This window comes from Parapedobacter sp. (assembly GCF_035556095.1).
Taxonomy (GTDB): Bacteria; Bacteroidota; Bacteroidia; order Sphingobacteriales; family Sphingobacteriaceae; genus Parapedobacter.
On record NZ_DATMFT010000005.1, the window covers coordinates 94,782 to 107,862 of the forward strand.

Below are 13,081 nucleotides of genomic sequence, written 5' to 3' on the forward strand. Positions count from 1 at the left end.
TTATCGGTTTCCGAAAAGCGTACTGCCCAACCGCACCATCGTGCAACCCTGCTCAATGGCAATCTTGTAGTCTGCCGACATGCCCATGGAGAGGATGTCGAAATAATCGGTATGCCTAAAAAAACTAACTTTGACGCCATCGAATAATGATTTCAATTCGCCGAATTCCGCCTTCACTTCCCGTTCATTAGGGGTGTTGGTGGCGATACCCATTAATCCGCGGATACGAATGTGCTTCATCTCGGTAAATTCTTCAGACCGCAATAGCGCTATCAATTCCACATGGTCGAGCCCGAATTTGGTTTCCTCCTCGGCGATGTGGATTTGTAGTAGACAGTCAACGATACGGTCATTTTTTTTCGCTTGCTTGTCTATTTCTTCCAGTAGTTTTAAGCTGTCTACCGAATGGATAAGCGTAATGAACGGTGCGATGTATTTCACCTTGTTGCGCTGTAGGTGGCCGATGAGGTGCCATTGGATATCTTTGGGCAGGGCCTCGTATTTGCCCACCAGTTCCTGGACGATGTTCTCCCCAAAAATCCGTTGACCGGCATCGTACGCTTCCTGAATCACTTCCAGTGGTTTGGTTTTTGATACGGCAACCAAGGTAACGTTTAGACGGTTTAATTCGTCGTTAGTGGTTTTGATTTGACTGGCTATATCCATAAATAGGGAGCTATTTCCGTAAGTTTCATCTGTCATACTTTTCTTTTAAAGGCAGATAAGAAACTGATATTTTGCAATTAAATAGCAATTTGTCTAAGTTTCATCTTTCCCAACTTTCTCTCAGTGGCAGATGAGAGATCGACAAATTGCATTTAAATAGCAATTTGTCTAAGTTTGCACAAAACTACGAAACCTGCGGGTATCCATCAAGCGTAGGATATGGGAATTGGCGGATAGGCGATAAAGGTGTAGCGATAGATGTGGTAATGTAAATACATGCGGCTAATAACCATCATATTAACGATTTTGATTTTTAGTTATGCTTGTGGGCGAAAGGTGCCTGAAGGTATCGTGCCACAGCGACAGATGGGTGCTATGCTGTTGGATATGCACTTGGCCGATGGCCAATTAGCGTCCATGATGATCGATTCTGCCCGGCTGTACCGGGATGCCTATTACGACGCAATTTTCAATCGATACGGAATTGATTCCGTCACATTTGAACGGAGTATTGACTTTTACGCCACGCGGCCGGCCATGATGAAGAGAATGTACCTCGATATCGAAAAGCGACTAGAGGCGTATAATACGGCTGAGCAGAAAGCCATCGACGAAAAGTACAGTGCACAGCGCAGGGCCGACTCCATCGTAAGTGCGCGGCACACGGATAGCTTACTGAAGGTGAATCGCGACTCGTTGGATTTTAAACGCAAACGTTACCTCCTGTATCTCAACGGCCCCGACACCCTCCTGTATAGCCAGCCGATACCGGTAACCTATACGTTGTTGCGGGAACGTATGATGGAAGCAATTAGACTAAGCGACGGCGCACGGGAACAGCCTGGCACATTGCGCGCGAAGCCTACGGCCCCACCTGTGGTACCACCAAAAGCGGAAGCGCATCCGGAACCGGTACTGAAGCCCATTAAGAAAATCAATTCACGATGACTTTTCCCGAGAACGCCATAGAGAAGCTAGGCTTTACCGATATAAGGGCGTTGATTGCTGCTAAATGCCTCAGTGATGTGGGAAAGGACCTTGTAGACCGGATCCAACCGCAGACGCGCTTTGACCAGATTAACCTGTTCCTTCGGCAAACGGTTGAATTCAAAGACGTGTTGACGAACGATGCCCCGTTACCGGTGGACCATCTTTACCCAATACGGCCGCTGGCAGAAAAAGCCCGGGTAGAGGGTGCTTTCCTCGGTGAGGAGGATTTTTTTCAGCTGATGCTTTCGCTGCGTACCGTATTTGCGATTATCCGGTATTTTAACGAACGGAATGGCCAGTACCCCAATCTGGAGGTGTTATTTGAAAACCTGCCGATAGAAAAGGATATCCTGGTTGCCATCGAACGAGTGATTGATGCCAAGGGAAAGGTAAAACCTAATGCGTCGCCGGTGCTGGCTGATATTTTAGCCAATATCGCCAAAGCAGAACAGGAAGCCCGAAAGCGGATCGACCAGGTATTCCGGACAGCCCAACAGCAGGGGTGGACAGCTGATGGCAACCTGACTGTGCGCGATGGCCGGTTGTGTATTCCCGTGCTGGCCGAAAACAAACGCAAGGTGAAGGGTTGGATACATGACGAATCGGCCACGGGACAAACAGCTTATATTGAGCCCGAAGAGGTGTTTCACCTAAATAATAAGGTGCGCGACCTGGAGTTTGATATGCGGCGAGAGATTGTTCGCATCCTTACGGCACTCACCGACGAACTCCGGCCACATGTACCGTTGTTGGTTGACTATCACAGGCTTCTCGGTAAGGTCGATTTCGTGCGGGCAAAGGCCCTTTTTGCAATCGATATCGACGCCCATATGCCAGAATTAGTTGCTGACGCATCCATATCGCTCATTGAAGCACGACACCCGTTGCTGTTGCTCAATTTCAGGAGTACGCAGCAAACGGTTGTTCCATTGAATGTCACGATCGACAAAGATCAACGTATTGTGGTGGTTTCGGGGCCGAATGCGGGGGGCAAATCGGTATGCATGAAGACCATTGGGCTTCTGCAACTGATGGTTCAAGCAGGCTTGCTTATTCCGGCCGACCCAACGTCGCGCATTGGTGTATTCCGGCAGGTATTCGCGGATATCGGCGATGACCAGTCCATTGAGAGTGATCTCAGTACCTACAGCGCGCACCTCACGAAAATGAAGCATTTTTCGGATCACGCCGATGCCAAAACCCTGGTGCTCATTGACGAATTCGGCACCGGCACCGATCCACTTTTTGGTGGCCCGATTGCCGAAGCCGTATTGGAAGTCCTTAACAAAAAGCAGGTACGAGGCGTGGTAACCACCCATTATTCCAATTTGAAGGTTTTCGCGAGCAATACTGATGGTGTCGAAAACGCTTCAATGCTGTTTGACAACGCGGCCATGCGTCCGTTGTATATCTTGCAAACGGGTAAGCCGGGTAGTTCGTACGCATTTGAGATTGCCGAAAAGATCGGCTTGGGCAAGGACATCCTGTACGCAGCTAGGCAAAAGATCGGTGCACAGCAGAAACGGGTAGACACTTTATTGGTCGATTTGGAACGCGACAAAAAAGAAGTACACGATGCAAAAATATCCCTGATCCAGAAAGAGAAGCAGCTTGCGCGACTGAAGGCCGAAAACGATACCCTGCAGACTTACCTAGCAGAAAATAAGAAGAGCATCATCAGCAAAGCCCGCGAAGAGGCCAGGACGATTATCAGCAATGCAAATAAGGTGGTCGAAAACACCATCGCTGGTATTCGGGAAAGCCAGGCTGATAAGGCAAGAACCAAGGCGCTCCGTAATCAGCTTGATCGGGAATTGGATAAACACAAGCCAGCGAAAGAGAAAGCGGCACCCGCGAAACAAAAAACTTCGGAAACGGTTGCTATACAAGTGGGCGATTGGGTAAAAATACTAGGTACCGGCAGTGAGGCCGAAGTGATAAGCACGGCTAAGAACAACCTGGTATTGGCCATGGGAGAACTCCGGACTGTTCAAAAACGGAGTAACGTGGTCCTTATCGATAGGAAAAAGTCAAAAGTGAGTGGTGGCCGCTCGCACCAAACGCAGCTAGCCGACAGCACGGCGAGCTTCGGTCCGGAAGTGGATGTGCGAGGTTTGCGTACCGAGGCTGCCCTTGCCGAAATTGAGAAATACCTAGACAAGGCACTAATGATGGGGTTTCCGAGCTTGAAAATTGTTCATGGAAAAGGTGACGGGATTTTACGTAAGTTTATCCGTGAGTATCTGCGTAAATATGGTGAAGTAACACGTATGGAAGACGAACACCCCGATCGTGGCGGTGAAGGGATTACGTATGCCTATTTGGATTAATTGATTTTGATAACAAAAAGCACAACCGCGATAAAATGGAAATTTTACCCGAAAATAACGATTTGGCAGCCATCGGTGTTTCCCTGTTGGCGGGTAGTCTGGTAGGGCTTGAGCGTGAGTATAAAAATAAGTCGGCAGGCTTTCGAACGATCGTGTTGATTTGTCTTGGAGCGACCGCATTTACGATTGCCTCTCGTTTTGGTGCCGGTAGCGATGACCGGATAGCGGCGAATATCATTACCGGTATCGGTTTTATCGGCGCGGGGGTTATTTTCAAGGATAAGTTTTCGGTAATGGGACTCACTACCGCTGCTGTCATCTGGGTGGTGGCCGGTATCGGGATGGCGGCTGGAATGGGCTACCATAGCTTGGCGCTCTCGCTTTCCGTGGTTACCGTTGTTATCCTTTCCGTGTTCAATAAGGTAGAGAATGCGATGGAACGGCTGTTCCTTACACGCACGATTTATGTGGGGTTTGGTGATATGGATATCAACAACCTGGAAAAGCTAAAAGACGTGATGGACAAGCATCGAATCAAATATACCCGTAAGACGGTGTCCAAACGCGAGGGAAAATTGTCGGTGGTTTTTGAACTGTTAGCGGACCGCAAGTACCTGCAACAATTTAATAATACCATGATGGAACTCACCTATGTGGAGGAGTTTTATTATAACGCATAAAAAGGCCGTCTTCCCACTCGGGTAAGACGGCCTCGCTCATTCTGTATTGTTCGTTTTTTTCTAGAAGCTGTATGTAAGCGCAGCGTTCCAAGTAGTACCCAAACCGTAGAAGTAGCCAAATCCATCCTTACGGCCGAAATACTCCTTGTTGAATATGTTATAAACATTGCCCCGGAATTTCAGCCGTTGTGCGTTCAACCGGAAGGTATACGAGAGGCCGGCATCCACTATGCCGAAGCCATCTAGTTTTTCAGTTGCATAAACTTCACCCGCTAGCACAGCTCCAACCACATCTTCAGGATCGACCTGCCCGTACAGGTTATCATAGAAGTTGAAGTCTACATCGACCGATAGATCGGAGAGAATATTGTATTTAGTGCCTAAGCCAAATGATGTTTGCGGCGCGTTACCTACTTTAACGCCCGACAAATCCAAATTACCGGTACCGATGATTTCTGAATTCACTTCTTCGCGGAAACGGAACGGTGTCTCACCATCGTATTGCCAGTCGCCTACCGACGCATATCCACGTAACATCCATTCCGGTGTGATATGGGTCTGGAAGTCGAGTTCCAAACCTTTATGCAATTGGGTGATGCCGGTAATCAGGTAAGCACCTTCGGTATTTTCGTCGCCATACCGTCCGCTTTGCAATAAGAAGCGATTTGCCCATGAGGTATAGTATCCGTTTAGGTTGACGGTAAAGTTGGAGGAGGTGAAGCGGTAACCGGCTTCAAGTCCCAGAATTTCCTCATTGTCTACTACAGGGTCGGTGAAGTCTACGGTGTTTTGGACGAATACATTATCGAGGAACGGTTGGCGGGAATAGAAACCAGCATTTGCGAAGAGGGTATGGTTTTCTTCAAAATTGAATGACAATCCGGCTTTCGCGTTGTAGCCCAATTTATTTTCAACAGGTGATTCAGCTTGTCCGCCTGCATAATTCCACCGGTCAAATTTCTGGTACGACTGATTTGAAATTGCACCTTGGACAAAAGCCGAAATAATCCCATTGCTAAATTCGGCTTGCCCAAACACGCCTTGGTAGTTGATTTGTTCGGAGTTATCGTAGCCGACCCGATATTCCTCTCCGGCAGGATTGAACAGGGCAGTCCATGGACTGGCTTTAAATGTTTTGGTTACGAGATAATCGCCACCACCACGATTTTCGTTTGGCGCATTCCATGCCTCCAGTCCCAGCTTGTCCACCAGTTGCTGGAAGTGGTCGCCGCGATAGAAGCGTATGTCCGCACCCACATTAAAAGTGAAATAACGTTGGGTGTCGAAATTGTAATTCGTTACCAAACCGTACCAGGCATGGTTGTTGGCTGAAGCACGCAGCATTGACCCAGTACGGTCGGCGCCGATACCGTTATCGATGGTAGCGTTGTAGTCAACCACGCCCTGCCAGTTAATTGAGCCGTTAGGTAGGTAGCCACCGCCATATTGCTGATCGATGAAACCCAGGCCATTGCCAAGAGGACCTACGCCGCCGCCACGGCCCAAAGAAGCATAAAGTACCGTAGATAATGATGATTTCTCATTAATTTCAAAGTCCCAGTTGAAGTTGGCGACCGGTTTGTGGTAATAGTTTTTTCGGACGGCCAATCCTTCGCCATTCAGGTACCCGTAATTGGAATTCCCCTTGATACCGGTAATGTCGTAGCCCGGCGTGTTGATGGTGCCGTTTGTGTTGTAGCGGGTCTCCAGCGCTTTTGAATAATTCTGGTCGTGCCATTGTGGTGCTCCGAACACCATGAAGTTGAAATTATGACGTTCATCGGGCTTATACCCCACGGAGAAAAAATAGCTTTGTCCTTCGCCAGCTGTACCTTTGGCATATTTCCCGTCCCCGCGCCAATAGTCAAGCATAAATGAAAATCCCCATTTTCCACGGAGCCCCGTATTATATGCCACGGTACCTTTAGCGTAGCCATAATTACCGGTTAAGAAACGTATTGAACCGCCCTCCTGCATATCCGTTGCTTTCGTAACGATATTTACCGTGCCGCCTACAGACGAGATGGCCAATTTGGATGAGCCCAGACCCCGTTGTACCTGCACCGCATTGGCGATGTCGGCAATTGAGCTCCAGTTTGACCAATACATGTTGCCGTCTTCCATGCCATTGATAGGCTGACCGTTCAACAGATAGGCGGTGTTCGACTGGTCGAAGCCGCGGAGGAAATTCTGGCTGTCGCCGAACCCTCCGGCTTGGTTGGTGATGAATACCGAGGGGATATTTTTCATGATTTCGGGAAACTCTACGTTACCAACGCCCTTTTCAAGTATTTCGGCGCGGGAAACGGTAGATACCGCAATAGGTGTTTCTCGGTCTTCCGCAATGTCGATGATGCCACGACCAATCACTACAACTTCGTCAAGCGACTGTGAGTCTGATGTGGTGAGGGTGATGGTACCCAAGTTCGTTTGTGACGAAAAGGGTATCGATTTGCTGTAGAAACCGAGAATACGTATAACGATCTCGCCGGATTGCAGGTCGGTAGATAGATTGAAGTTGCCGTCACCGTCGGTTGCTGTTGCACTGGAAGTGCCTTTAACCAACACGGTTGCCCCGGCTACGGGACCTTCGCGATCGGTAACTTTTCCCGTGAGCACGCGTTGTGCCCATGAATAGTTGCTACACAGGAGTAGCATAGCAACCAGTGCGAAACATTTAGTAGTTTTTGCGCTCATACGTACAAGAATTAATATTGAAGGTGAATGTAAACAAAGCCGGGTTTCCGCCTTTTTTGAAAAAGGACTGTGTGTCGTGTGCCGTGAAAAATAGTGCATTCATGGGATGAATGATAATTTTACGCTGCAAAGGTAACTTTTTGTGTGTGAAGCTGATGTTAATATACTATTATCTAACACATTTTTTATCAACAAACCGGTGACTATATTGATTTTACCCGTCCGGTGTCCCACAGGATTTGCAGGAGACCTGGCGTATGCCTAAGTTTGGGGTATGAAACCAGCCATGCTTGCCATTTGTTTGCTTTTAGCACTGAGTTGCGGTGTTAAGCGCAAGGACCCAAGACCGGAACAACGAACTTACCGAATTACCGAAGACTTTGAAGGCGCTCGGAAAGACGCTTACGCCGCGACTAATTTCCAGCTGCGTACCGGCATATGGGAATTCGACGATGCCCTCATTTGGGGTGGGGCATACCAAGCTGATGCAAAAGTTGGTGAGCGTGCCGTGCGCATCCGCGATGTTGGAAGCATTAGTACAACGTTTGAGGTATCCAACTTAGACATGGTTTACATCAAACATGGACTTTTTGGCAACGATGCCCCCGCAACATGGCGTTTGTATATCGCATCAGACGAGCAGGGCTTCCAACCGGTAGGTGAGGAGATGACCACGGTTTCACATACGCTGAAATTGGATTCGTTCGCGATTATAGGCACCGGAAAAGTACGGCTTCAAGTTAAAAAGACCGGTGGGGGCCGCCTGAATTTAGACGACATCGTGTTTAAAGGCAGCGGTGAGGCCGGCATTGTGCCGGGTGAGCCGGGCGAAGGACCAATTGGAGCAGCCCCGGAACCGTTTCCACCGCGCGGTGTCGACCGTGGTGATGATGCGCCAGCCGCTTTTGGAGATGATAGCAACTTGCTGTTCGGTAATCCATCTGGAGCCACACCTGATGTGATGAATTATTCAAATTATCTGATTGATCACCATTACTTTGTATTATCCTATAATCGCGACCGGGGTACACCTAACTGGGTAAGCTGGCATCTAGATACGGCCGACATTTCGGAAGCCGTAAGCCGCCAGAATAATTTTGCCGCGTATATTGGCATACCGGAGCGTTGGCATGCCGTTTCGCACGCAAGTTACACTGGGTCGGGTTTCGACCGGGGACACAACTGCCCGTCAGCCGATCGGACAAGCTCGTTCGCGGCCAATGCAGCTACTTTTTTGATGACCAATATGATTCCGCAGGCCCCGGAAAACAACAGCGGGCCTTGGGCAGATCTAGAAAGCCACATTAGAGAACAAGTACGCAACGGATACGAGGCATACATCATCATGGGTTCTTATGGTATTGGTGGGGTGGGTAACCATGGCAGCGCGAACGCACTGGCCGGAGGCAAGGTTACGGTGCCATCCCACATTTGGAAAGTGGCTTTGCTGTTGCCTAACGGTGATGACGACTTTGACCGCGTGACAGGCCGCACATCGGTAATTGCCGTAGACATGCCGAACACGAATGTCATCGATCGGGACTGGAAAACATACCGGGTAAGCGTTGACGACATTGAAGAGCGGACCGGCTACGACCTGTTTGCTGAGCTTCCTGAGGGTATTCAGCAGGCCCTTGAAACGGCTATTGTCGTCGGTTTTTAGTATAACAAATCCTATTAATAAAAAACTGCCTTGCACACACGTGGAAGGCAGTTTGAAAATCAAGTTTCTTGATACGCTAAACCGTAGGGCCTTGTGGCTTCCCGGCTTCCACCGCAGCACGTATTTTACTATGGCGTTTGCCGTATATGAAATAGAAGACAATTCCGATAAGCATCCAAATGGCCAACCGTTCCCAGCTTTCGATGGGGAGGGATGCCATCATCGCGATACATACCACGATACCTAATATCGGTATTAGCGGCACCAGCGGTGTACGGAAAGGCCGCGGTGTGTCGGGATTCGTTTTGCGGAGTACCATGACGCCGATACATACCAGTGTGAAGGCAAACAAGGTGCCGATGCTTACCATGTGTCCGAGGTCTGCAACAGGCACAAAACCGGCAAAAATACTGACAAAGATCATAAATACCAGATTGGTTTTCCATGGTGTTTGCCTTTTTGATAAATCCGAAAAAAATCGGGGTAATAGGCCATCTTTACTCATGGTGTAAAATACCCGGCTTTGACCAAGCAGCATCACCAGCATCACGGAAGTATATCCCGTAAGGATGGCTACAATCAACGCCGTATTTAAGAACGTATATCCCGTTTTCGCAAATGCAGTAGCTACGGGCTTTGCATCACCGGCAAATAACTGGTAATTTTCTAGTCCTGTCATCACAAATGAGAACAATACATACAGTAGTGTACACACAACCAACGAACCGATGATTCCGATAGGCATACCTTTTTGTGGATTCTTGGCCTCTTGCGCCGCCGTACTCACCGCATCGAACCCGATGAACGCGAAAAAGACCACACCCGCACCCCGCATAATGCCGCTGATACCGAATTGACCGAAGTAATCACTCTTAAAAAAATCAAAGAAGCCTAATTCACCAGACCTCAACATTTGCTCACCTTCGTTTGCAGGAATGAAGGGCACATGGTTTGCCGGATTGATAAAACTCCAGCCCAACGCAATAAAAATCAATACGACGCTTACCTTGACAACGACCAAAATGTTATTGACCAAAGACGACTCATGCGTTCCTCGCATGAGGAGCAACGATAGTAGACAAACGATAACAATGGCGGGGATATTGACAATGCCTCCTTCCCACGGCCCGTGGAGAAAACTGTGAGGGATGTGTATACCGAATTCGAGCAAAAACTGCTCAAAATATTGCGACCAACTTGATGCCACGGTTGCAGCACCCAATGCGTATTCAAGCACCAGGTCCCATCCGATAATCCAAGCCACAAATTCGCCCATGGTTGCATAAGAATACGTATACGCGCTTCCGGCTACCGGGATCATGGCCGCGAACTCCGCATAGCATAGTCCTGCAAATGCGCAGCCTGTAGCAGCAATGATGAATGAGATCGTTACGGCAGGTCCTGCATTTTCGGCAGCAGCTATACCGGTAAGTGAAAAAAGGCCCGCACCGATAATGGCGCCGACACCCAATGCTACCAATCCACTGCTCGTTAATGTCCGTTTTAATGTGCCTTCGCCACTCTCTGCGGCCTCGGTGATTAAGGCTGGAATCGTTTTTTTAAATAACATACTATTCTCCTTTACAATTCAGGCGTTTCGTTAGTAATCGGTCAAACCTACAAATTTTTATCAGTATGAACGCAATTTTTTTCACACACAATCAACCCCGTGGGCTCGGCAATGCCTTTTCTATAAACCACTTTTATAATAAAAAAGGACACCAGATTATATCCGGTATCCTCTTTTGTATGCTGCTGAACCCGTAAAGGATTCTGCTTGTAAGCTCTAAAACAAGGAAACGTCGTTGTTCTCTCCCGGTTGGTCAGCTTCGTACACAATCACTTTTTCTTGACCATCGGTGTTACGCTCTACGGCGTGGCTATGTGCACCGCCGACGCTAATATGTGGGGCAATAATCAGTGAAACGATAGACATCAGCTTGATGAGGATATTCATCGATGGGCCGGAGGTGTCTTTGAACGGATCGCCCACGGTATCTCCCGTTACAGAAGCCTTATGGGCGTCGGAACCTTTATATTCCATTTGGCCATTGATTTCAACCCCGGCTTCAAACGATTTCTTCGCGTTATCCCATGCACCCCCAGCATTGTTCTGGAACATGCCCAATAATACACCTGATACGGTAACACCAGCTAAAAGACCACCCAGGATCTCGGCCGAAGAAGTGTCTTCAAACACATCTTTGAATCCGAAACCTACCAAGATGGGAACAACCAACGCAATAGCACCTGGAAAAATCATTTCCCGGATAGACGCTTTCGTCGAAATAGCCACGCATTTGTCGTATTCGGGCTTTGCTCTATACTCCATAATGCCCGGAATCTCGCGGAACTGGCGCCGGACTTCTTCCACCATAGCCATGGCGGCACGACCTACTGCTGCAATGGCAAGTGAGGAGAAGATGAACGGGATCATTGCGCCGATGAAAAGCGCCCCTAGGACGGGAGCCTTATACAAGTCGATCGAATCAATCCCCGCAATCCCTACGAAAGCGGCAAATAAAGCGAGCGCGGTAAGCGCTGCCGAAGCAATGGCAAACCCTTTTCCCGTCGCCGCGGTGGTATTTCCCACAGCGTCGAGTTTATCCGTGCGCTCACGTACTTCTTTAGGTAGTCCACTCATTTCAGCAATTCCGCCGGCATTGTCGGCTATGGGGCCGAAGGCGTCAATCGCCAATTGCATGGCTGTGGTAGCCATCATCCCCGCGGCGGCAATAGCTACGCCGTAAAGGCCGGCGAATGCGTACGAGCTGATGATACCCGCGGCAAGTATGATGGTAGGTACAGCGGTTGATTCCATACCGATAGAAATGCCTCCGATGATGTTGGTGGCATGGCCGGTAGACGATTGCTTCACGATGGAATTGACGGGACGCTTACCCATGGCGGTATAATACTCGGTGACGATGCTCATAAGAGCACCTACAACGAGGCCGACAATGATGGCGAAGAACACATCCATTGATGTAAACGATACACCACGGAGCTCCAGCTGATCCGGCAACAACCAGCCGACTACAAAATACGAAGCAATGGCCGTGAAGATAATCGATGACCAATTGCCGAGGTTGAGTGCCTGTTGCACATCCCCTTGGTCGTTTTTCACTTTGACCAACGAAGCACCGACAATCGAAAAAATCAAGCCCAGCCCGGCAATCAATATCGGCAAAAGGATCGGGGCAATGCCGCCGAAGTTATCTGCCGACACAATTTCGCGACCCAACACCATCGTGGCCAATATGGTGGCAACATACGAGCCAAACAGGTCGGCACCCATACCGGCTACGTCGCCAACGTTATCACCTACGTTGTCTGCAATCGTCGCGGGGTTGCGTACATCATCCTCCGGAATACCGGCTTCTACTTTACCCACCAAATCGGCTCCCACATCCGCAGCTTTGGTGTAAATACCGCCTCCTACGCGAGCAAAAAGCGCGATAGATTCGGCACCCAGCGAGAAACCAGCCAGCACTTCCAGCGCCGTTTCCATTTCAATGCCGTTTACGCTGCCTCCGGTGCTCACTACAAAGACCTGGTAAAATACGATAAATAAAGCGCCCATGCCTAATACGGCTAACCCAGCCACGCCGAGCCCCATCACGGTACCACCTGTAAAAGATACCTTCAACGCGTTGGTAAGGCTGGTACGGGCGGCCTGTGTGGTCCGAACGTTTGCTTTGGTAGCTACGTTCATACCAATGTAGCCTGCAAATGCCGACGTGACAGCACCAAGGATAAACGAAATGGCAATGACCCAACTGGAGGTTTCAACCAACGTGCCGGACCAAGCCAATAGGAGCGCCGCAATGACGACGAAATACGACAACACTTTCCATTCAGCTCTTAAAAACGCCATAGCGCCTTCAGCAATGTGGCCGGCTAATGAACGCATGTTGTCGTCGCCGGCATCCTGCTTACTCACCCATGCCGATTTGCCGATCATGACAAGGATACCCACCAAACCCAATACGGGTATGAAATAAATCAAATTTTCTTGTAAAAATTCCATTATAACCAATTCAACTGTTTACAAA

8 protein-coding genes are annotated in these 13,081 nt (G+C 49.0%); 4 read left to right on the forward strand and 4 right to left on the reverse strand.

Annotated elements, in window-relative coordinates; all coding sequences use genetic code 11:
• Entirely contained in the window at positions 1-666 is a 666-nt protein-coding gene (locus VNQ80_RS02425) for a YggS family pyridoxal phosphate-dependent enzyme (protein ID WP_325636051.1), read from the reverse strand.
• Between the two features lie 306 nt (positions 667-972).
• Here VNQ80_RS02425 and VNQ80_RS02430 point away from each other — a divergent pair, with 306 nt between their 5' ends.
• The 3 genes from VNQ80_RS02430 to VNQ80_RS02440 are packed head-to-tail and all read left to right on the forward strand — an operon-like array spanning position 973 to position 4,666.
• Positions 973-1,614, forward strand: coding sequence for a DUF4296 domain-containing protein (locus VNQ80_RS02430; protein WP_325635856.1), 642 nt, complete (start codon positions 973-975; stop codon positions 1,612-1,614).
• Positions 1,611-3,986 (forward strand): endonuclease MutS2, encoded by a 2,376-nt coding sequence (locus tag VNQ80_RS02435; RefSeq protein WP_325635857.1) that lies wholly within the window; start codon positions 1,611-1,613, stop codon positions 3,984-3,986. Before VNQ80_RS02430 ends, VNQ80_RS02435 begins: the two co-directional genes overlap by 4 nt.
• 35 nt (positions 3,987-4,021) lie before the next feature.
• Complete coding sequence (locus tag VNQ80_RS02440) at positions 4,022-4,666, forward strand: MgtC/SapB family protein (RefSeq protein WP_325635858.1); 645 nt, start codon at positions 4,022-4,024, stop codon at positions 4,664-4,666.
• 60 nt (positions 4,667-4,726) lie between these two features.
• Here VNQ80_RS02440 and VNQ80_RS02445 read toward each other — a convergent pair whose 3' ends face one another.
• Positions 4,727-7,363: a TonB-dependent receptor gene (locus tag VNQ80_RS02445; RefSeq protein ID WP_325635859.1), complete on the reverse strand. Its 2,637-nt coding sequence runs from the start codon at positions 7,361-7,363 to the stop codon at positions 4,727-4,729.
• A 274-nt stretch (positions 7,364-7,637) separates the two neighbouring features.
• Between VNQ80_RS02445 and VNQ80_RS02450 the strand changes: the two genes are divergently transcribed.
• A complete protein-coding gene (locus VNQ80_RS02450) occupies positions 7,638-9,026 on the forward strand; it encodes a DNA/RNA non-specific endonuclease (RefSeq protein ID WP_325635860.1) in 1,389 nt (462 codons plus the stop codon).
• A 76-nt stretch (positions 9,027-9,102) separates the two neighbouring features.
• On the opposite strand, the gene VNQ80_RS02455 is transcribed toward VNQ80_RS02450, so the two are convergent.
• Together VNQ80_RS02455 and VNQ80_RS02460 are read right to left on the reverse strand one after the other, a co-directional pair.
• A complete protein-coding gene (locus VNQ80_RS02455; RefSeq protein WP_325635861.1) occupies positions 9,103-10,596 on the reverse strand; it encodes an amino acid permease in 1,494 nt (497 codons plus the stop codon).
• A gap of 216 nt (positions 10,597-10,812) precedes the next feature.
• Entirely contained in the window at positions 10,813-13,056 is a 2,244-nt protein-coding gene (locus VNQ80_RS02460) for a sodium-translocating pyrophosphatase (protein WP_325635862.1), read from the reverse strand.
• Between the last annotated feature and the right edge of the window lie 25 nt (positions 13,057-13,081).